At 51.2% G+C, this 22531-nt stretch carries 15 protein-coding genes and 1 pseudogene; 9 read left to right on the top strand and 7 right to left on the bottom strand.

The genetic code is table 11. From position 1 onward, the window contains the following. Positions 1 to 24: 24 nt before the first annotated feature. On the bottom strand, positions 25 to 1242 hold the full coding sequence (gene pepT, locus EBB54_RS05025; RefSeq protein ID WP_125126605.1) for a peptidase T: 1218 nt from the start codon (positions 1240 to 1242) through the stop codon (positions 25 to 27). A 224-nt stretch (positions 1243 to 1466) separates the two neighbouring features. On the opposite strand from pepT, the gene EBB54_RS05030 reads away from it, so the two are divergent. Beyond that, entirely contained in the window at positions 1467 to 2846 is a 1380-nt protein-coding gene (locus EBB54_RS05030) for an MATE family efflux transporter (RefSeq protein WP_125126606.1), read from the top strand. A 152-nt stretch (positions 2847 to 2998) separates the two neighbouring features. Next, positions 2999 to 5788 (top strand): alpha-L-rhamnosidase, encoded by a 2790-nt coding sequence (locus EBB54_RS05035; protein WP_125130608.1) that lies wholly within the window; start codon positions 2999 to 3001, stop codon positions 5786 to 5788. 76 nt (positions 5789 to 5864) lie between these two features. On the opposite strand, the gene EBB54_RS05040 is transcribed toward EBB54_RS05035, so the two are convergent. Beyond that, positions 5865 to 7040, bottom strand: coding sequence for a helix-turn-helix domain-containing protein (locus tag EBB54_RS05040; RefSeq protein ID WP_125126607.1), 1176 nt, complete (start codon positions 7038 to 7040; stop codon positions 5865 to 5867). Between the two features lie 217 nt (positions 7041 to 7257). Here EBB54_RS05040 and EBB54_RS05045 point away from each other — a divergent pair, with 217 nt between their 5' ends. After that, positions 7258 to 8652 carry an MFS transporter gene (locus tag EBB54_RS05045; RefSeq protein WP_004069193.1) on the top strand — a complete coding sequence of 465 codons (1395 nt, stop codon included), beginning with the start codon at positions 7258 to 7260 and terminating at the stop codon, positions 8650 to 8652. Between the two features lie 84 nt (positions 8653 to 8736). Continuing rightward, the gene (locus tag EBB54_RS05050; RefSeq protein ID WP_125126608.1) at positions 8737 to 11109 is read left to right on the top strand and encodes a glycoside hydrolase family 3 C-terminal domain-containing protein; all 2373 of its coding nucleotides are present in this window, start codon (positions 8737 to 8739) and stop codon (positions 11107 to 11109) included. Between the two features lie 300 nt (positions 11110 to 11409). On the opposite strand, the gene EBB54_RS05055 is transcribed toward EBB54_RS05050, so the two are convergent. Next, the gene (locus EBB54_RS05055; protein ID WP_004069189.1) at positions 11410 to 11838 is read right to left on the bottom strand and encodes a HEPN domain-containing protein; all 429 of its coding nucleotides are present in this window, start codon (positions 11836 to 11838) and stop codon (positions 11410 to 11412) included. After that, positions 11825 to 12166, bottom strand: coding sequence for a nucleotidyltransferase domain-containing protein (locus EBB54_RS05060; RefSeq protein WP_004069187.1), 342 nt, complete (start codon positions 12164 to 12166; stop codon positions 11825 to 11827). The genes EBB54_RS05055 and EBB54_RS05060 overlap by 14 nt, the downstream gene beginning before the upstream one ends. A gap of 401 nt (positions 12167 to 12567) precedes the next feature. On the opposite strand from EBB54_RS05060, the gene EBB54_RS05065 reads away from it, so the two are divergent. The 3 genes and pseudogenes from EBB54_RS05065 to EBB54_RS32155 all read left to right on the top strand — a co-directional run bounded on the left by EBB54_RS05065 (position 12568) and on the right by EBB54_RS32155 (position 14502). After that, a complete protein-coding gene (locus EBB54_RS05065) occupies positions 12568 to 13296 on the top strand; it encodes a class I SAM-dependent methyltransferase (protein WP_125126609.1) in 729 nt (242 codons plus the stop codon). Positions 13297 to 13413: 117 nt separating this feature from the next. Further along, positions 13414 to 13923 (top strand): annotated as a pseudogene (locus EBB54_RS32150) (GNAT family N-acetyltransferase); the annotation flags it as partial. Between the two features lie 114 nt (positions 13924 to 14037). Beyond that, the gene (locus EBB54_RS32155) at positions 14038 to 14502 is read left to right on the top strand and encodes a GNAT family N-acetyltransferase (protein WP_193554401.1); all 465 of its coding nucleotides are present in this window, start codon (positions 14038 to 14040) and stop codon (positions 14500 to 14502) included. Positions 14503 to 14534: 32 nt separating this feature from the next. On the opposite strand, the gene EBB54_RS05080 is transcribed toward EBB54_RS32155, so the two are convergent. Beyond that, positions 14535 to 14867, bottom strand: a complete 333-nt coding sequence (locus EBB54_RS05080; RefSeq protein WP_125126610.1) for a DUF3784 domain-containing protein — start codon at positions 14865 to 14867, stop codon at positions 14535 to 14537. Positions 14868 to 15151: 284 nt separating this feature from the next. Here EBB54_RS05080 and EBB54_RS05085 point away from each other — a divergent pair, with 284 nt between their 5' ends. Together EBB54_RS05085 and EBB54_RS05090 are read left to right on the top strand one after the other, a co-directional pair. Next, positions 15152 to 18745: a cell division FtsA domain-containing protein gene (locus EBB54_RS05085; protein ID WP_125126611.1), complete on the top strand. Its 3594-nt coding sequence runs from the start codon at positions 15152 to 15154 to the stop codon at positions 18743 to 18745. 158 nt (positions 18746 to 18903) lie between these two features. Beyond that, positions 18904 to 20685, top strand: coding sequence for a hypothetical protein (locus EBB54_RS05090; protein WP_243127535.1), 1782 nt, complete (start codon positions 18904 to 18906; stop codon positions 20683 to 20685). A gap of 93 nt (positions 20686 to 20778) precedes the next feature. Here EBB54_RS05090 and ribH read toward each other — a convergent pair whose 3' ends face one another. Beyond that, positions 20779 to 21246, bottom strand: coding sequence for a 6,7-dimethyl-8-ribityllumazine synthase (ribH, locus tag EBB54_RS05095; protein WP_004069174.1), 468 nt, complete (start codon positions 21244 to 21246; stop codon positions 20779 to 20781). Next, positions 21246 to 22481 (bottom strand): bifunctional 3,4-dihydroxy-2-butanone-4-phosphate synthase/GTP cyclohydrolase II, encoded by a 1236-nt coding sequence (locus tag EBB54_RS05100; protein WP_125126613.1) that lies wholly within the window; start codon positions 22479 to 22481, stop codon positions 21246 to 21248. The genes ribH and EBB54_RS05100 overlap by 1 nt, the downstream gene beginning before the upstream one ends. Positions 22482 to 22531 lie beyond the last annotated feature (50 nt).

Below are 22531 nucleotides of genomic sequence, written 5' to 3' on the forward strand. Positions count from 1 at the left end.
TAGGAATCAGAAAGATCCGGCTGTTCAGTCAGCCGGGTTTTTTGCAATCTCAATCAAAACTTTTACCACCTGTTCCATGGCTTCCACCGTGATATGCTCCATGGGCCCGTGGAACCCTTCTCCGCCGGTGCCCAGGTTGGGGCAGGGAAGTCCACGGAAGGAAAGCTCCGCGCCGTCTGTGCCCCCGCGGATGGCAGGAGATTCCGGCGTGATGCCGACGGCCTTCATGGCAGCCCTGGCTTTTTCTATGATGTAAAAATGCTCCTTCACCACCTCCAGCATGTTCCGGTAGCTCTGGGTGATGGTCAGGGTCACCGTGCCCTGTCCGTAGGTTTCATTGAAGGAGGCTTCCAGATCTCTAAGAAAGGCAAGCCGTTTTTCAAAGGCTTCCTGATCGTGGTCCCGGACGATGTACTGAAGCTTTGCATGGGCCACCTCCCCCTGCATGTCGGTCAGGTGGTAGAAGCCCTGCCGGTCTTCGGTGTGCTCCGGCACTTCCTCCGTGGGCAGCGCGCGGTGCAGCTCGCAGGCAATGGAGCCTGCATTGACCATGATATCCTTGGCGCTGCCGGGATGGACGTTAACGCCTTTGAACTGAAATACGGCGGCGGCTGCGTTGAAATTCTCATATGAGATCTCGCCCTCATAATCCCCGTCTACGGTGTAGGCATAATCCGCTTTGAAGTGCTCCAGGTCGAAGGCTTCGAAGCCCCGCCCCACCTCTTCGTCGGGGGTGATTCCCACCCAGATATCCCCGTGGGGAATCTGCTCCCGGACAATCTGCTCCACTGCGGTGATAATCTCCGCGGCCCCGGCCTTGTCGTCCGCGCCCAGCAGCGTGGTGCCGTCCGTCACGATCAGGGTCTGCCCCCTGCGGGAGGACAGCCTTGGAAAATCCGATACCCGGAGCACGTCCCCGGTGGCCTGCAGGGTCACGTCCCCGCCGTCATAATCCGGGATGATGACCGGATGCACATCTCTGCCGGAAAAATCCGGCGCTGTGTCCATGTGGGCGATCAATCCCACGGCCTTCTTGTGCTCATACCCTTCTGTGGCCGGAAGCAGGCCGTATACATAGCAGTGTTCGTCGCATTTTACCTGGGAAAGCCCCAGTTCACGCAGCTCCTCTGCCAGGGCGCGGCCAAGTTCAAACTGCCGGTCCGTGCTGGGAATCTGCTCCTGCCCGTCGCAGGACGTGGTCCAATAAGAGACGTATTTTAGAAATCTTTCTTCTACTTTCATAGGTAACCTCCTGAAAACTATCAGCGGCAAGCGCTCTCTCTAACAATCCTGTATGATCCATGGCTATAGTATACGCAATTGAAATTTAAAAATCAACCTAAATTCCAGCCCTGTTTTTGTTCTTGCGTCTCATTGCGGAATGAGGTATGCTAATGTAATGTACTCTTTACTATTCATAGAGAGAAAACCGCAGTATGACTGCATGAATACAGGGGGGAAATACCGTGAGAAAAGAAAATGATCTGGGCAGGGATCCGATTGGGCGGCTGGTGCTCCGGCTGGCAGTTCCGACGATGATTGCCCAGTTTGTCAATATTTTGTACAGCATTATAGACCGGATGTACATCGGAAATATCCCGGACATCGGGGATCTGGCTCTGGCGGGCGTGGGCATCTGCGGCCCCATCGTGACACTTTTGAGTTCTTTCGGAACACTGGTGGGGCTGGGAGGCTCTATCCTGATGGCAATGCGCCAGGGGGAGGGCAATGAAAAGCGGGCAAGGCAGCTGATGTCAAATTCCTTTTTGATGCTGCTTGTGTTTGCGGCTGTGCTGACAATTTCATTTTTGCTGCTCAAGGACAGGCTGCTGATGTGGTTCGGCGCCAGCGAGGTTACGTTTGAGTATGCCAATACCTATATGACGATTTACACGGCAGGCACATTCTTCGCGCTGATGTCGCTGGGACTGAATTATTTTATTACATGCCAGGGCTTTTCCACCGTCGGAATGGCAACTGTACTGACAGGCGCGGTCACGAACATCGTATTAGACCCGGTGTTCATTTTCGGACTGAATATGGGGGTGGCAGGGGCGGCCATCGCGACGGTGATCGCGCAGACGGCGTCCTGCCTGTTTGCGGTTCTGTTTTTAACAGGAAAGAAGGCGCCCATCGGAATCTGTTTCGGAAATTATTCGGGAAAAACCATGCTGAAAATCATTGCGGTCGGCTTTTCCCCGTTTATGATTCTGGCAACGGACAGTGCGATCATACTGGTCACCAATACGGTGCTCCAGAAATACGGCGGGGCGGGACAGGGTGACCTGCTGATATCCGGAGCCACCATCGTACAGAGCTATATGATGCTGATATCCGGCCCGCTGCTTGGCATCAGCGGCGGGACACAGGCGATTTTAAGCTACAATTACGGGGCAAGGCAGACGGAACGGGTGAAAAAAGCGGAGTGGAGCATCCTGCGGATGGGGATCATCTTTACCACCATTATGTTTCTGCTGACACGGGTGGCCGCGCCGTATTTTGTCATGATCTTTACAAGGCAGGAAGAGCTGGCCGGCCTTGCGGTGTGGGGAATCCGGGTGTTTACGCTGGGAGTCATTCCGATGAGCTTCCAGTATGTACTGGTAGACGGCCTGACGGCGCTGGGCAGAACCAAGACGGCCCTGTGCCTGTCCTTATTCCGAAAAACAGGATATGTTTTGCTGACCCTGGCGCTTCCGGCGGCGCTGACTGCAAAGGCTGCCTTCTACGCGGAGCCCATCATGGACGTGACGGCAGCGGCTGTGTCAACGACTACATTTTTGCTGGTGATCGGCAGGCATCTGCGGCAGAGGGAACAGGAAGGGGTGACTGGAAGCGGACTTTAGGATGCACAGAAATCCGGTATCCAGGGCGCGCGTCAGGTTTTCTGGATCAAGACACAAATTTACAAAATAAAGCGTAAATTTACAATACTTTTCCTGCAGATCTGTTTATACTGATAGAAAACAATTGCACGAAAGGAAAAGGAGCATCCATGATGAATTTAAGAGACGTACGAGTAGAATACCGTAAGAATCCCATAGGGCTCTCTGTAAAAAGACCCCGCTTTTCATGGAAAATGGAGTCGGATGAGAAAGAGACTGTACAGAAGAGTTATCAGATTGTTGTAAAAAAATGCATTCCGGATTTAAACTCCCGGCCGGAAGGGGCAGGGCCGTGGAGCGGGCTTAAGCAGCAATTGGAAGAAATCGTCTGGGATACCGGTGTGACAGAGTCGGATGAATCGGTTCTTCTGGAGTATGATGGGACAGAGCTGGAACCGGAATGCGTCTACCATGTCCGAATCCAGACGGAAGATAACCATGGGAACAGGGCATATGCGGACACAACATTCGAGACAGGGATCTTTGACAATCAGGGCTTCCACGGGGACATGATCACGCATGATTTTGCCGGAGAAGAAACGGCCTGCCCGGTGTTCTGGAAAGAGTTTTCCATCGGAAAAAAGGTTGCCCGGGCAAGGCTATATGCTACGGCTCACGGCGTTTATGAAGTCTGTCTGAACGGAAAAAAGGTGGAAGATTACTACATGGCTCCGGGATGGACAAGCTATCACCACAGGCTTCAGTATCAGATCTATGACGTTACAGAGCAGCTTTCCCGTGCAAACCGGATTGAAATGACGGTGGGCAATGGCTGGTACAAAGGCATCCTGGGATTTTACTGTCAGCCGGACCAATACGGAGACAGAGTATCTGCATTTGCAGAACTGCGTATTGTTTATGAAGACGGGAGCCGGGAGAGCATTGCAACAGATCCGAGCTGGGGTGTGAGGACCGGAAAGATTCGTTACAGCGAGATTTATATGGGTGAGACCGTTGACACAGACGCCCCGGAGATCCAGACAGGACAGGTATCGGTTATGGATTTTGACAAATCCGTCCTTACCGCTCAGGAGAACGAACCGGTTCGAATTACGGAAAGAATCCCTGCCGAAAAACTGATCGTTACGCCAAAGGGTGAGAAGCTGGTGGACTTCGGGCAGAATATCACAGGCTTTGCCGAAGTTCATGTACACGGGAAAAAGGGGCAGAAAATTCAGATCCGCCATGCGGAAACCCTGGATAAAGACGGAAACTTTTATCCGGAAACACTCCGGCAGGCAAAATCTGCGGATACCTATATCTGCAGCGGACAGGATCAGATTTTGCATCCCCATTTTACGTTTCATGGATTCCGCTACATCTGCGTGGAGGGGATGGAGACTATGGAGCCGGGGCAGTTTACCGCATGTGTGCTGCATTCGGACATGGAAAAGACCGGAAGCTTCTGGACGTCCAATCCAAAAGTAAATCAGCTTCAGAGCAACATTGCGTGGAGCCAGAGGGACAATTTCCTGGATATTCCAACAGACTGCCCGCAGAGGGATGAACGCCTGGGATGGACCGGAGACGCGCAGATCTTTTCGTGGACAGCGGCGTTTAACAGAAACACGGCATTGTTTTTCAGCAAATGGATGCGGGATGTGGCGGCAGAGTCTTCTCTGGAAAAAGGAGTGCCCCATGTCGTGCCGGATATCCTCAGGCAGTACAGCGCGGCGGCCTGGAGCGACGTGGCGGTGATTGTCCCCTGGGTGGTTTACCAGATTTACGGAGACAGGCGGATTCTTGAGGAAAATTGGAAATGTATGCATGAGTGGGTGGATCATATCCAGAGCCATTGCGGAGAAAACGGATTGTGGCAGTCCGGCTTCCAGTATGGAGACTGGCTGGCGCTGGATAAGGAAGAAAGTGCAGACCGCACAGGCGCCACGGACAAATACATGATTGCCAACGCATATTATCTGTATGCCGCGGATCTGGTAAGAAGAAGCGCAGAAGTTCTTGGCAGGCATGAGGAGGCGCGGAGGTACGCGCAGCTTTATGAGCAGACGCTGGAGGCGTTCCGGAAGGAATATTATACACCCACCGGCCGCATCGTAAGCGAGACCCAGACAGGGGCTGTGTTGTCACTGTATTTTCATCTGGCACGGGAGCAGGATCGGCCGAGAATCTTAAAAAACCTGCTGACCAATATTGAAAATCACAAAAATCATTTGTCCACAGGGTTTGTAGGGACGCCCTACATATGCCATGCCCTGTCGGAAAATGGGGCCCATCAGACGGCAGGGACTTTATTTATGAAAGAAGACTATCCCTCCTGGCTCTATGCTGTCAATCAAGGGGCGACGACGATATGGGAACGGTGGGACTCCATCAAGCAGGACGGTTCCTTTGACGAATCGGGAATGAACTCACTGAACCACTATGCCTACGGCTCCGTGGGGGACTGGCTGTACAGGAAGGCTGCGGGCTTATCGCAGCTTGAGCCGGGGTATAAAAAATTCCTGGTCAGGCCCATGTTTGTGAAGGGAATAGAGGAGACCGGGGTCAGCTTTGAATCGGTATATGGAAAAATTGAGGTGCAGACCTCCTGCAGAAACGGAAAGATCCGCGTACATGTGCAGGTGCCGGCCAACACCTCCGCCGTGCTGATCCTGCCGGAAAAAGAGGGAGAGATCAGGCTTGGTTCCGGAAGCTATGCGTATGAATATGAAACAGATACCAGCCTGGAAGTAAAACGCTTCAGTCTGGACAGTACGCTCTCGGAAGTGCTGGCACAGCCCCTTGCGGTTGAAATGTTCAACCGGATGGCGCCGGGAATGCTGGAAGGCCCGATGATCCAATTCGCTTATCAGATGACCTTTGCGGAGATGCTCGGGGCGGCGCCGGAGGCACGCCCGCTGTATGAAGCGGTCATTGATGCGCTGAATGAACAGGAGCAATAAGTGAGTACTCTAAGTGAAAAATGGATGCGGATGTTACGATTTACAGCAACATACGGATACAGAAGGTCCATGCGGCTTACCGCATGGATTTTCTGTATTCATAAGGCGTCATATGATATTTTTTCTTAAAAACATTCTGGAAATAGGACTGGGAGGAAAAGCACAGATATTCGCTGATCTCACTGATGGATTTTTCCGAGTAAGCCAGCAGGCTTTTTCCTTCCTCCAATTTTCTGCGCATAATAAAATCGCTCAGATTAAATCCCAATTCTTTTTTAAACTTCTTTGACAGGTAGGAGCGGCTCAGGCCCACCGCTTCCGCCACATCTTCGATGGAAAGCGGCTGGTTGGTGTGGGTGGATATAAATTGGATACACTGGAAAATATCCGGAGACATGCCGAGGGGTATTTTGTTTGCAGCCACCCTTCTGGTAAAATCCAAAATGGCAGTGTAGGACAGACGTTTTACTGTGTCTACGGACTGTGCACGTTCGGATTCCTGGATATAGGTGTCGCTTAACTGGTAGGCTGTTTCAACGTCAAGGCCGCCGGCGATGCCGTGTCTTGTCAATAAGGTGACCAGGGTGATAAACAGATTTTTTGCCTGCCGGAGGGAATTTTTACCGATGGTGCCGGTCGTGATATTCATGGAAGGAAGGTTTTGGATCGCTTCCACATTTCCGGTTTCTACATAATGATAAAGCTGTTGTTCATACTGATAGGAATTATGGAAGACTTCTTTTTCTTTCGCCTCATACAGCATAGAAGTATGTTTTTCATTGATCGTGTCCGAATGGTCTCCGGCATATCCGAAATAACAAAACGGCTCCTCCACTTCCTGGTTTAAGCCGGCGTTGATGAGCGCCAGCAGGTATAAAAACCGGTCGTGTGAAACAGGAGGCAGGATCTGGAAATAATTTTTGACGGCATCCTTGTGCTCCGCAGAAATCGAACATTCCGCCATGATGCGCGGCAGCTCGTTTGGCCCAATGTGCGCGGTGCCGGCCGGTCCTAGAACAACATCTTCCCCTGTTGAAAAATTGCGTACGATTCCAAAATAAAGAAATTCATCGGAGATGATATAATGCATCTTCTTTTCCGTTTGTTTGAGAAGAGGCAAAAATACTTCCGTGAAATCAAACTCTTCTTCCGGCTCAGGAATCTGCAGGAGGCATTTGCCCTCTTTGTAGTAATGGATGGGCAGATAAATACTCTGGTACACTAATTTTAAGTAGGAAATCATGTCGTTCATAGGAATCCCTCCCGCATTCTCTTTTCATCAAACAGGTGATGCTTCTGATTTGGCTTAATTTTACAATATATAGCTCAATATTACAAGACAGGAACCCGCTTTTTCTGTAGAATACAATTACAAATTGAAATAAGCGCTTATAACAAGTGAATTGCAAAAAAATAAAGAATGATAAGAAGAATGTTAAAAAAATGAAGAATGAGAGGTAGATGAAATTATGGCAGGGAAACCATTGGGAAAAGACAGCATGGGCATTCAAAAGACGATGCGCCTGGGAGATTATCTGGGCGACGGCCTGGGACAGCTTCCGCTGAACGTGATGGCAAATCTGGTAGGCCAGCTTACCTATTTCTATACAGAAAAGGTGGGACTTGCGGCGGGGATGGTCGCAACGATGCTTTTAGCAGCAAAATTTGCGGACGCGTTCTCTGATCTGGTTATGGGGAAGATCATGGATATGGGAAATTCCCCGAAAGGAAAATGCCGTCCCTGGTTTTTAAGAATGGCGATTCCGGCGGCTGTGATCATTATCATGCTGTTCACTGTGCCGAAAAACGCGCCGGGCGGTCTGCAGATGGGATACGTTTTGATCACGAATATACTGCTCAGCGCCGTTGTCTATACGGCAGTCGCAATCCCATACGGGGCAATCATGGCGATCCGCACGGAAAGCGTGGAAGAACGGGGCAGGATGGGAATTGTCCGTACCATATTCGGATATGTGATCGGCATGGTTATTGCTATATTGCTGATCCCGATTACCAATATGCTGGGCGGGGATCAGGGTGCATGGATCAAAGTATCTGTTGTATTTGCGGTGCTTTCGGCTGCCAGCCTGTTTATCCTTTACAAAACATCGCGTGAAACTTCCAAAACGGCGGCAGAGGAGGAACCCCAGGATACAGAAGAAAAAGTACCATTTGCGGAGGCGATCCGGATGCTTTTCCAAAATAAGTACTGGGTGATCATGCTTCTGGTGAATCTGCTCGTAAATATTTCTTACGGATTATCTACCGGAGGCGGTACATATTTTGCAAAATATATCCTTGGAAACGACAACCTCGTGGCCCTTTTGGGAGCGGTCGGACTGCTTCCGACGTTTATAGGATTTATCATTGTAGGGCCGATGACGAAAAAGCTGGGTATGGCGGGAGCCTGCAAAGTGTCGGCGCTGATCGGGGCTGTGGCAATGGTTGTGAGAGCCTTTACACCATACAGCATCGTGACAACCGTTGGATGCGGGCTTTTTTCAAGCTTTGCGACCATTCCCATGATGTGCCTGACCGCACCGATGGTAAACAATTGTGTAGAGTATAACGACTGGAAATATGGGAAACGTATGGTCGGTATGACCAACAGCGCAAGCTCTTTCGGCGGCAAGATCGGATCAGGGATCGGCGGTTCGCTGATCGGGTGGCTTCTGGCGCTTGCAGGCTACAATGCCGCCGCGGCTTCACAGCCGGGAAGCGTAAATATCGCAATTTTCGCATTTGCAATCTATATTCCGCTGGGGCTGTTTGTGATTATGGCCGTTCTGTTCCACAAATATGATCTTGAAAAACATTATGTAGAAATCGTGACGGCATTGAAGGAAAGAAAAGCTGGAAAGTAAAAAAGCATCCAACCATACAGGTGGAAATAATTCAGGCAGGATGGCAGGGCGCCTCCTGCCTTCTGAACAGGAGGAATCGCATTCATGAAACAAATACAGGAAATCATCCGTAACATGACTCTGGAAGAGAAAGTGAAGCTCTGCTCCGGCGCGACATTCTGGGAGACGGAAAGCATGGAACAGCACCAGATCCCATCTGTCTTTATGTCGGACGGCCCTCATGGACTCCGTACACAGAAAGGAGAGGCCGACCATCTGGGTATCAACAACAGCGAAAAATCGACCTGTTTTCCTACGGCCAGCGCAAGCGCGGCATCGTGGAATCCGCGGCTTTTAAAGGAAATGGGAGAGGCCATCGCAGAGGAAGCGCTGTATTATGGTGTGGACATTGTTCTGGGGCCGGGGGTAAATATCAAACGCAATCCTTTGTGCGGGCGTAATTTTGAATATTTCAGCGAAGATCCGTATCTGGCCGGAGTGATGGGCACAAGCTGGATCAAAGGCGTTCAGAGTAAGGGCGTGGGTACCAGCCTGAAACACTTTGCGGCCAACAATCAGGAACAGGACCGTATGATGGGGAACAGCATGGTGGATGAACGGGCATTTCGAGAAATCTATCTGCCGGCATTTGAAATGGCGGTCAAAGAGGCGCAGCCGGATACGGTGATGTGTTCTTATAATCAAATCAACGGTACATTTGCCAGTGACAATCAAAGGCTTTTGACAGATATTCTGCGCAAGGAATGGGAATTTCAGGGGATGGTGGTGACAGACTGGGGAGCAATGAACGACCGGGTATCCGCTTTGAAAGCCGGATGCGATCTGGAAATGCCCAATAGCTGCGGATTTTTTGACGGGGAAGTGAAGCAGGCGGTCGAAGAGGGGTGTCTCTTGGAAACGGAGATTGACGCATGCGTGGAGCGGATTCTGAAAGAAGCCTTCAAAGCACAGGAAACAAAGGCACGGGCGGGTACAGCGTCCCATTTTGATATCGAAGCCCATCACGCGCTTGCAAAACGGATTGCCTGTGAAAGCGCGGTATTGCTGAAGAACGAAGGCGGGCTGCTGCCGCTCTCAAAATCGGCAAAGACGGCTTTGTGCGGTGCAATGGCTGAAAAAGTCCGCTATCAGGGCGCAGGCTCTTCCCATATCAATCCGACAAGGCTTTCCGGGCTTCGGGAAGCAATGGAAAGCATAGGAGAATGCGTTGCATATTATCCGGCATATGAAATCGACGGCGGAAGAAATGAAGAAGCATTGGCGAGGGCAGTTGCGGGAGCAAAAGCGGCGGACGTGGCCGTGGTCGTGGCGGGACTGCCGGATTCTTTTGAATCCGAAGGGTATGACAGGGCGCACATGTCCATGCCGGAGAGCCACAACGAGCTGATTTCTGAAATCGCGGCAGTAAACGAAAATGTGGTAGTCGTTTTGATGGGCGGCAGTCCGCTGGAAATGCCCTGGCTGGATCAGGTAAAGGCGGTGCTGAACCTCTATCTGGGCGGACAGGCTGTCGGTGAAGCCGGTGCGGGCCTGCTCTACGGCGAGGAAAATCCCAGTGGAAAACTGGCGGAGACCTATCCGGTTTCATACAGCGATGTTTCTTCCGCCGAAACATTCGGCGTGAATCCGCGGCAGGTGGAATACGCGGAGAGCATTTATGTCGGCTATCGGTATTATGAAAAAGCAGGGATTCCGGTGCAGTTCCCATTTGGGCACGGACTGAGCTATACCCGGTTTGAGATATCCGGTCTGGATGTAAAATCAACGAACAGTCTGGAGTTTACAGTGTCCTGTAATGTGAAAAATACCGGCAGCAGAGCAGGCGCGGAAGTGGTACAGCTTTATGTGGCAGACCAGACACCGAATCTATTTAAAGCAAAAAAAGAATTAAAGGGCTTTGCAAAAGTGTATCTGGAGGCAGGGCAAGAACAGCGGGTCAGCATGACGCTTGGACAAAGGGCGTTTGCCCACTATGATGTCAAAACAAGGAATTGGGAAGTTCTGTCCGGAAATTATCAGATCCAGGTCGGGGTATCCAGTGCGGATATCCGGCTGACAGAACAGGTTCAGATCCGGGGAACCCTCTCTTCCATGGGGGGCGAGGATATCCCGCAATGGTATATCCGGCCGTCCGGGAAACCGTCTGTCGCAGATTTTGAAAAGCTGTACGGACAGAAGATCCGGCCCTTTGAGCTGGAAAAACCGGGACAGTATACGATGCTCAACACGTTCCACGATATGAAGGACCACCCGGCCGTGCAGCAGATTCTGGAGGGAATGAAACAGGGAATCCTCCAGGGATACGGCGGGGATGAAAACGATCCGGGATTTCTCTTTACGTTCAGCATCATCATGAATACGCCGCTGGTAAGGCTGGTACAGCAGGGCGGCGGACAGACGCCGCTGTCGCTGATGCAGGATGTTGTCGCAGCGGCCAATCATGATCCGAAGGGATAATGCTTTCTATAATACTTTCTCGTTCTATAGGAAACTTCTCTGAATTTTCCCATAGAACAAGAACCCTCCGGGGAGAGCGCTGTGCGGCGTATGAGGTAGATGTCGCAATGCGGCCGCCGCAGGCGCGAGTTTCGCTTGCGAAACTCTTTGTTATGTTTTTGACCGATGCTTTTCATACCATCGTATGCAGAAAAGCTGCCAGTAGCAGGTTTTCTGCATATAAGTAAGCCGTCACTAGTGCGAATAGTGGCGGCTGTTTTTTTATGTGCGATTCTCTACGTTTCATTCTATAACGGAATCTTACATTTCAGGAGCTTCAAACTGCATCATACAGTACTTTTCGGCCAACTGTATAAATTCATCTGCCACAGCAACCTGTCTCTCGGATTCTTCCCGGATGGCAATATAGAAATCATCATAATCACTGGCATGACGAATTTCTTCAGCTTCGCCGATTTTCCTCCCCATTTCTCTGGGAAAGATTTCAGTTCTAACATAGTCCTTATTAAAATTTCCAATTGCATCTTTATGGCGTTTATAAGCCTTTCCGCTCAACGCATGAATAGCATTGATGGCATGAAAAATAGCATAGTAAGCTCTATTATTTGCTCCCTTATATTCCTCCGCAGCCAAAAGTATTCTTGCAGATTTTAAATCGGCTTTTGCACTCTGAAGCCGATAGAACATAAGATCTTTTCTCGTTCCAATATCCTCTTTATGCTGCTCCATACAAAACGACTCCTTCTATATTAATATTTGCATAAAATGGATAATTAACAACCCATTTTCTAAAATGATCTTCACTCTTGACAATAGGCTTTATATCAAGGTCATTGTCCAGATTAAAATCATAGGTCATATAAGAAAGCTGCTGGCTGTATGCCTTTAAGTCCACATCAGAAATATCAAGCAATATCATAATATCTACATCTGAATCCGACCTGAAATCTCCTCTGGCATAAGACCCAAATAAAATCACTTTACGCAAATGCGTACCGTATATCTTTTTGATTTCTGCAATGTACTGTTCTATCAAGCTTTGCATTGTCTGTGGCATGGCCATACCTCCTTGGCAATCTATTTTACATTATACCCTTTAATCTGTCTTTTCACAACCAGATTTTTCCGTATTCGGTTTTAGTATATTGTGATATTATTCCAACTCCAGTTTGTTCGGCTATCCGGGCTTGACTTTACAGGCCGTACCCTGACCACCCACTACGCTGATTGGTCGGGAGAATGCATATAAAAACTGGTATTCAGGGTTGCTTTTCACAGGGGAGGGAAAAGTAACCGGAAAAATGTAATACGGTTTCTTTTGTATCCGCAAAGTTTTGTGATGTTAAAAAAATGACATTAAAATAAGCGGCTGAAAAACTGATTGTTTCCGTACTCCCGGATCTATGGTAGAATAGAAAAGAGGGTTCAGGGAATATCGGAGCAGGAGGATGATTGGCCATGAATAATGAATACGATCAAGAACGTTTTTTTGAAGAATATGCAAAAATGTCCCGCAGCAGAGAGGGCTTGAGCGCGGCGGGAGAATGGCACCAGCTAAAGCCCTTGTTTCCTTCGCTTCTTGGAAAAGCAGTGCTGGATTTGGGATGCGGTTACGGCTGGCACTGCAAATTCGCGGCGGAACAGGGGGCGGTACGGGTATTGGGGCTTGACCTGAGCGGAAAAATGATTGAGGAAGCCAAAAAGCGGAACGCAGAAAAAGAAATCGAGTACCGCGTCTGCGGAATAGAGGAGTATGAGTACCCGGAACATATGTGGGACTGCGTTGTTTCCAATCTGGCGCTGCACTACATCGAACATATTGAGAATATCTTCCAAAAGGTACATAAAACACTGAAACCAGGCGGAGTATTTATTTTTAATATAGAACATCCGGTTTTTACCGCGGGAGTCGGACAAGACTGGGTATATACGGAAGCCGGAGAACCTCAATATTGGCCGGTGGATGATTATTTCCTTCCAGGAGAGCGGAGCACGCACTTTTTGGGATGTCATGTAGTAAAACAGCACCACACAATTACCCAAATATTGATGGGCTTGCTGAATAACGGCTTTGAACTTGAGGCTGTTGAGGAGGCGAAACCGTCTGAAGAAATGATGCATATTCCGGGAATGAAGGACGAATTGCGCCGGCCGATGATGCTGTTGGTGAAGGCTAAGAAAAAATAGATTACCGGGGTGTATGAAACTTTGCTCAACGCATCGGGGCAGGCAAAGGCAATACCTGCTCCGGCAATGCTGCTGCAGAAAATGAACCAAAGACGGAAAGGAACAAGGTGATTTTTCATGAACCATAGAGGTACAAAAGTCTTAGAGACGGAGCGATTGCGGTTAAGACCATTCCGGGCCGAAGACGCGGAGCCGATGTTTCGCAATTGGGTGTCAGATCCGGAAGTGACAAAATTTCTGACCTGGCCGCCCCATGAAAATGTGAAGGCTACAGGACAGGTACTGGATGAGTGGATCAAACATTATGAGGACCCGAAGAACTACAACTGGGCTATCCAATGGAAGAAGACAAATGAGCCGATCGGAAGCATGACTGCGGTAAGGATTGACGACCAGACCGAATCGGCAACCATAGGCTACTGCATCGGACAAAACTGGTGGAGGCAGGGAGTCACCAGCGAAGCCCTGCAGGCGGTGATGGACTTTTTCTTTCGGGAAGTGGGAGCAAATTGCGTCAACGCCTGCCACGATCCCCGCAACCCCAATTCCGGCCGGGTCATGAAGAAATGCGGCATGACACTTGAAGGAACCCGGAGGGCCGGCGGCGTGAACAACCAGGGAATCTGCGACCAGACCTGGTATTCCATTCTGAAAGAAGAGTATGAGAAGAAAAAAAGGCCGGATGGTGGGAACTGTACACTGTGCGGGAAAGCAAGTTCCGCTCAAACCGGCACAGCGCCCATGGAACTGAACTTCAAAAAGGCCGCTCTGGAGGATCTGGAAATGCTGACGAAAACCAGGGTCCGGGTTCTGCGGGCGGCGAATCAGTTGGAGGATTCGCAGGATATGTCGGAGGTGGAAGCACAGTCGAGAGCATATTACCGGAAAGCGCTGGTGGATGGAAGCCATACCGCGTATCTGGTGCTGAACGGGGAAACGCTGATTGGGACAGGCGGGATCAGCTATTATACGGTGATGCCTACATTTCACAATCCATCCGGAAAAAAGGCGTATGTGATGAATATGTACACCGAGCCCGGCAGCAGACGAAAAGGGATCGCCGCGAAAATTCTGGATCTGCTCGTCCGGGACGCAAAAGAGAGGGGGATACACAGCATATCCCTTGAAGCCACCGCGGCAGGCAGACCGCTCTATGAAGCATACGGTTTTGTCCGGATGGAGGGAGAGATGGAGCTGCCACAGTGAAAACGGTGTTTATTCCCGCGAAGCGAGGTGTTTTACTTTTTACAGATCGTATTCATTAACACGATCATAACTACGCAGTCAACCGCCACAAGCGCCAGAAATATATACGCAATGGCCGCGGGGAGCGCTTCTTCCCATACGGACATCACGAAAAGGAATACTGTGATCACGGCCATTCCGCCCCCGGCTGCCCGGCACAGCTTTTTGGCATCGTATTTGCTCTGGTTCTCCTTGCTGGATGTGTTATAGCCTGCGATCAGGCAGGAGCCGCGGCCGGACAGGAAAAGGATGGATAACAGTGCGAAAATAACGAGCACTGCCCATTGAACCCAGTCCGGCCCGGTGCTGAGATCTTTCAGTGTCATAAAAAACGCCTCCTTTTCTATATCAAGCTGCTTCTATCTTACCATATCTGAATGGATGTATCTATCCCAAATACCTGAAATACAGATTTAGCTGCGCAAAAGAATTTCTGGTTACAGGTTATGCAATCACAGCTTTCCGGCGCAGAATTTTACCTTTACTTCACATTGCCCAAAATATTTTAGGACTGTGAACTTTTTTCTGTACAGAGATAAAAAATTCCGATATAATAGATTCCAGAATATTGTGATTTTCCGGGGCATCCGGTAAAAATAAGGAGGTCGTCATGGCGAAAGGACAAACGAAAAAAGTTCCGGTGAAGGTACAGGCGAAAGTACAGCCAAAAGCGCAGCCGAAGATAAAGACAGAGGTACAGGCGGATAATATGATATTTGCCCTGGATATCGGGACGCGCAGCATCATAGGAATGGTGGGAGTTGTTGAGGAAGACAAGGTGAAGATCATTGCCATTGAAAAAGAGGAACATACGGAGCGGGCGATGGTCGATGGACAGATTGAAAATATAGAAAAAGTATCTGCATTGGCAAAGAAGGTGAAGAAGCGTCTGGAGGATAAAGTCCACGCAAAGCTGAAACGTGTTTCCGTCGCGGCGGCAGGGCGCGCCCTTCGGACCAGCAGGGTGGATTATGAGATGGTGCTGCAGGGGCCCCAGATCATTGATGATGAGGTGATCAACCGTCTGGAAGCAGGGGCGATCAGCAAGGCGGAAGCGCAGTTTGACGCGGAAAATGAAGCCCAGGAGGATACCCGCCGTTTTTACCTGGTGGGATATACGGTCTGTCAGTATTATCTGGACCAGTATATGATCTCCAGCTTAAAGGATCACCGGGGAAAGCATATCAAAGTGGATCTGATCGCTACCTTCCTGCCCAGCGAGGTGGTGGAAAGCCTTTATACCACGATGAACAAGATCGGCCTGGAGGTTGCAAGCATCACCCTGGAGCCGATTGCGGCCATCAATGCCGCGATTCCGGAAAATCTGCGGCTCTTAAACCTGGTGATCGTGGACATCGGTGCAGGAACCTCGGATATTGCGGCCTGCACCGGGGGCAGCGTGACCGGATATACGATGGCCACCATTGCCGGGGACGAAATCACGGAATCCATCATGAAAGAATTTCTTGTGGATTTCATGACTGCGGAGAATATGAAGGCGCAGATTGAGCAGCAGGAAGAGGTGGTATTTACGGATATCCTTGGATTTGAGAGAAAGTGCTCCCGGGAGGAGATTTTCCGCTGTATCCAGGGAATGTCCGAATCCCTCTGCATGGAGATTGCGGAAAAGGTTCTGGAGGTCAACGGCAGCGCACCCTCCGCTCTGTTCCTGGCGGGAGGCGGAAGCAAGCTGGCGGGACTCAGGGACGGGCTTACGGCGGCGTTGGAAATGGATCAGAACCGTGTGGCCATTGCAGGAAATAACTTCCGAACCAATGCATTTTCGGATGAATATGATCTGAACAATCCGGAATATGCCACGCCTTTGGGGATTGCCATTTCCTCCGGGCTGAATATGATCAATGACAGCTTTCGGGTCACCTTGAACGAAAAATCGGCTAAGCTGTTTCGAAGCGGCAGCTTTACAGTCATGAACCTCCTGATGATGAACGGCTACGGCTTCCAGGATATGCTGGGACGTTCCGGGGCAAGCGTTAGCGTACGGATAAACGGAAAACGGAAAGTTTTTTACGGTATGGCAGCGCAGCCGGCGTCGCTGTTTATCAACAAAAAGGAAGGCAGGCTTTCGGATATCGTCCGTGCCGGGGATCACATCGAGTTTGTGCCGGCTGTCCAGGGGCTTTCCGCAAAACCCTGCGTGCGTGACGTCGAAGGCGCCGCGGAATGCCTGGAACTGACACTCAACGGACAGCCCGCGGATCTGGAAACCCCTTTGAAAAACGGAGATATTATTCTGATGATGCTTTCCGACGAACAGTTGGCAGCCAGAAAGCGTGAGGCAGAAAAAAAGGCTGCAGAGGAAGCGGCGGAAGCGCAGGCGAAACAGGAAGAGGATTTGGAGGAAGCGGGGAATGAAACAGAAGCAGAGGATGGATCGGACGCGGAATATGAAATCGCTGCGGAAGGTGGATCGGAAGCGGAACGTGAAATAGAGGCGGGATATGCGTCAGAAGCAGAGGATGAACCGGAAGCGGAACGCGCATTAAAAGCGGGATATGAAAACGGTACGGAACATGGATCGGAAGCGGATGAAACCGATGCAGGACATGTATCGACAGCAGAACATAAGATCGATATGGGACATGTATCAGATGCAGAACAAGAAATCGCTGCTGGATATGAATCGGCATCGGAACATAAGATTATTGTGGGAGATGAGCCGGAAGCGGAACATGAAATCAGTATAGAACATGTACCGGAAGCAGGACATGAAACCACTGCGGGACATGTATCGGAAGCAGGATATGAAATCACTGCGGGACATGTATCGGAAACGGAACCTGAAATCGGTACAGAATATGTACCGGAAGCGGAACATAAAATAGAAACGGAACATATATCGGAAGCAGGAAATCCGGCTGCGGGTAAAATGGAGCCGGCAAAGGAAGAAATACCGGTGTCAGAAGTGGGATCTGCGTCAGCAATGAACTCTGTGAGGGCAGCAAAACAGAACTTATCCGAAAAAGAAAACGCGCAGGAGACATTGACGATAGAGCCGATGCATGAAGAATTGTCCAATGCTCAGGGTGAGCCGATGCCGACCGAGCTGCATAGCGTTCCGTCCGAGCCAATGTCGATAGAGCCGCATAGCGTTCCGTCCGAGCCGATGCCGATGGAGCCACAGAGCATTCCGTCCGAACCTATGCCGGAAGATTTGCAGAGTACTCATACTCAATCAAAGGCAATGTCAGCAGAGCCACAGAGTGTTCAGCAAGAGTCTATGACAGAAGAGTTGCTGGCGTCCCAGGCCGAGCCCATGGCAGAAGAGACATGGAATCCGCAAATCCGATTATCGGAGACTGGACAGGGATCAGAAACCCTGTCGGCATCGGGAGAAGGATACAGACAGCAGCCTGAACAAGGGACGGCAGCCAAACCCACGCCTCAGTCCGGCCAGGCAGCAGGGGAAATGCGGAGTCTGGCGGATCGGTTATATGACGGGGATGAAAAATCTCTGGTGCAGGGAACTCTGAATCTGGAATCGGAAACAGACAGCATGTCAGCGGCCAACGCCGTGCCGCCGAAAAGAAACTATACACAGCGCAGCATTTTTTCCGCGAAGGAACGTACATCAAAATTTCCTTCTATTAAGGAAGCCCTCGCATCCAAAGGCTTTTCCACAGCAAAGGAGCCTGCGGCATTGCGTGGATATTCCCCGGTGAAGGAATCAAATGTGCCGAGAGAGTCCGTTCAGCCCAAAGAGCCCGCCATGGCGGGAGCGCCGGCCCAGTCCAGAGAGCCCGCCATGGCGGGAGCGCCGGTTCAGCCCAAAGAGCCCGCCATACCGGGAGCGCCGGCCCAGTCCAGAGAGCCCGCGATGTCCGGAGGAGCATCTCAACCGGAAGGAACCATGATGCAGAAAGATGCATCCACATATAGATTGGGAGGAGTGAGAAAGACGCCTCCCAGAAACATGTCCGCCAAAACGGGAACCATTCCCAGCCCAGGCAGTGCGCCTTCCTCCAGGTCAGGAACGATTTTGTTCTATTTGAATGACGCGCCGCTGCGCCTGCCGCTGAAAAAAGACGGAGATTCTTATTACCTGATGGATATGATCGAATATTCCGGCATTGATCTGAAGCAGCCGAAAGGCAGGGTGACATTGAGCGTCAACGGAGAGCCCGGAACATTTATGCAGAAGCTGTTTGAAAGGGATATCATCCGCATCGTGGAAGAAGTATAACGGTCAGGCCAAAAGGCCGCCTGGCAGTATGCATTCCGGGTATCGCAGTGCGGTGTATGCTCCTGCATGGAAAATTCAAATAAGCAGGATTCATTGCTGTGAACACCTTGTGGGAGAGGGCCGCAGCAATCCGTTTTGCGGAAAGGAAACGTGATGGAATGAAAGCAAGAAACGCAGCCGGGATGCTTGTACTTGTGCTGGGAATGCCTGCACTTGCGGGCTGCTCCGGGGAATTTGAAATCCCGTTCTTTCTTCTGGGCACGGAAGAGACAGTCACGGGAGAAGTGTGCCAGGTAACGGAGGATTCTATCCTTATTCGGACGGAAAGCCCGGAGGAGGACGGAGCGGATGCAGATGAAAACAAAACGGAAGCTGAACATGATCCTGTCCAGGAGTTCACAGGGGAGGAGCAGAAGATCACTCTCACAAAGGATACGGTGGTCAGGCCTGGCAAACTCGAAGAAGCCGAACAGGATGAATCGGAGACGCCGGAGGATGCCCAGGAGGAGCTCTCAGCCGCTGACATTTTAGAAGGGGATGTGATCTCCGCCAGTCTGGATCAGAAAGGAAGGGCATCGGAAATCCTGGTCATTTCCCAGGCAAAATCGAGGGGCGCAGGGAAGCTAAGGGAGGCGGAAGACTATGACGCCGCCACGGAATTTGCGGTGGATATTGTGACGGACGGTGAAACCTATGGTTCAGCAGGAACCGATGAGAATGCGGTTCACGTATACGGGGAGGCGCGGGCGTTCCTGAAAAATGTTGAAATCACCAGAACTTCCAGGGACAGCACCGGAGGAAGCCCGGCCGCATCTTACGGCATCGGATCGGCCCTGCTCACAACCAACGGCATTTCCTATATCAGGGACAGCCGCATTTCGACGGATGCACCCGGAGGCGCGGGGATATTTTCCTATGGAAATGCACTGGCTTATGCGATGGATACCGCGGTCGCCACGAGGCAGGATCTATCCGGCGGTATCCATGCGGCAGGCGGCGGTACGCTTTATGCATGGAATCTGGAGGTGGAGACCTCCGGAGCATCCTCGGCGGCCATAAGCAGCGGCCGGGGCGGCGGCAAAATAGCGGCGGAGGGCGGCATTTACAGGACGCTCGGCACGGATTCGCCGGCTGTATACTGCGGGGCGGACATTGCCATCCGTGAAGCCCTGCTGACGGCGGATGCATCCGAGGCCGCCCGCATTGACGGCGGAAATGCACTGCACCTGTACGACTGTGAACTGACAGGAAATATGGGGGATGACCTGTACAACGACAGCGCCTGGAACGTGCTCGTTTATCATGGAACGTCCGGAAATTTTGAACCGGGAAAGGGCATCTTTGAGATGAAGGGCGGAAGCCTGACGGCAAAAAACGGCGGAATCTTTTATACCACAAATACGGAATCCACCATTACGCTGTCAGGCGTAAAGATCCTGTATCCGGATGTTCTGGACTTTTTCCTGAAATGTACGGGAAACGACCACCAGGGCGGCTGGGGGAAAGCCGGCGCCAATGGGGCGGACTGCCTGTTTACCGCGGAAAACCAGGACATGGAGGGGGATATTCTTTGGGACGATATCAGTCAGCTTGATTTTTATATGATCAAACAAAGCACCCTCAAAGGAGCGGTTCTGCATGAGAAAAGTAATGCGGACAAGAATCAGGATGGGTACTGCAATCTCTATATTGAGGAAGGGAGTACCTGGATCGTGACGGGAGACAGCGCGCTGAACCGGCTCTCCTGCAGCGGACGGATTGAGGACGACGAGGGAAAAACGGTCACCATCCGGGGCAGGGACGGCACGGTCTATGTGCAGGGAAACGGAAAGTATACGGTGACGGTGTTATCCCACGAGGCGGCTGCCAACCTGTCCGGCGCGTCGGAAATGACCCGGTGGATGGATCATCAGGCGGAGCTGCCGGAAGAATTTTTGTAAATCAGACACGAACGGCAGCCTGAAATGTGAATCAGGGGAACGAAAAAGGATCTGTCCGGCAGGAAAGCCAAGCCGGACAGATCTCTTTTTTGTTCAGACATTTAAGGCGCGGATCAGGTTTACCATCTCGATAGCGCCCTGGGCGCATTCCGACCCTTTATTTCCGGCCTTGGTGCCGGCCCGTTCGATGGCCTGCTCAATGGTATCGGTGGTAAGGACTCCGAACAGCACCGGGATATCGCTTGTCAGAGCCACATTTGCGATGCCTTTGGAGACTTCGCTGCACACATAGTCATAGTGGCTGGTACTCCCCCGGATGACGGCGCCGAGGGCAATTACGGCATCATATCTGCCGCATTTTGCCATTTTCGAGGCGATCAGCGGTATCTCAAAGGCGCCTGGAACCCAGGCAGTGTGAATATCGTCGGCCCGTACGCCGTGGCGGAGGAGCGTATCCTCACATCCGCTGAGCAGCTTGGAAACGATAAATTCATTGAACCGGGCGGCCGTAATTCCGACCCGGATTCCTTCCGCAATCAGTTTTCCTTCAAATATCTTCATTATAAGTCCTCCTTTGAAACCAATTTGCCTGCCGCCGTGGAATAATTCAGGAAGTGCCCCATTTTTTTCTGCTTGGTACGCAGGTAAAAAAGATCCTCCCTGGTGGCCTCCATCTGGATGGAAACGCGCTCCGTGATGTTCAGTCCAAAATCCTTCAGTTGGTAGATCTTGTCCGGGTTATTGGTCAGAAGGCGCAGCTCTCTTGCGCCCAGATCCCGCAGGATCTGCGCGCCGATCCAGTATTCCCGCATATCCGGGGCGAATCCAAGCTTTATGTTGGCTTCCACGGTATCATATCCCTGCTCCTGCAGTTCGTAGGTTTTCAGCTTATTGATCAGGCCGATGCCCCGGCCTTCCTGGCGCATATACAGCAAAATCCCCCGGCCTTCTTTTTCGATCATGCGCATGGCGGCTTCTAACTGCTGGCCGCAGTCGCACCGCCGGCTTCCCAAAATATCTCCGGTAAGGCATTCGGAGTGAACCCGGCAAAGCAGGTTTTTTCCATCGCCGATCTCCCCTTTTACAAGGGCTACATGGCTCTGCCCGGTCAGATCATCGGTGTAGCCGTAGATCATGAAGTCCCCGTAATGGGTGGGCATCCTGGCGGCGGCCTCCCTTACGACATGCTGATCGTGAAGCCGGCAGTAATCCTGGAGGTCTTTGATGGAAATGACCTTCATATTCCAGGCTTTCGCATGCTCCAGCAATTCCTCGGTGCGCATCATGGTACCGTCTTCCCGCATGATCTCGCAGCACAGGCCGCATGGTTCCAGCCCTGCCAGGCGGCACAGATCCACGGTGGCCTCCGTATGCCCGGGACGCGCCAGCACACCGCCGGGGCGCGCGGTCAGCGGAAATACATGTCCGGGCTGACGAAAATCCTGCGGGCCGGACAGGGGGTCAGCGCATTTTCGGCAGGTCAGGCCCCGTTCCTCTGCAGAAATGCCTGTGGAGGTGGTGATATGATCCACCGAAACGGTAAACGCCGTCCCGTGGTTGTCCGTGTTCAGCTTTACCATCTGTTCCAGCCCCAGCCGTGCCGCGGTCTCCTCGGACATGGGGGTGCAGATCAGTCCTTTGGCGTGTGTCGCCATAAAATTTACATTTTCGGTAGTGGCAAACTGGGCGGCGCAGATCAGATCGCCTTCGTTTTCACGGTCGGGATCATCAATACAGAGGATGATACGGCCGGATTTCAGCTCGTCCAGTGCGTCTTCAATGGCTGAAAAATTCATCTGAAAGTGTCTCCTTTCAATCTTAGTTTGGAATCCATGCTTTCCGGGGG

This window comes from Schaedlerella arabinosiphila (assembly GCF_003885045.1).
Taxonomy (GTDB): Bacteria; Bacillota; Clostridia; order Lachnospirales; family Lachnospiraceae; genus Schaedlerella; species Schaedlerella arabinosiphila.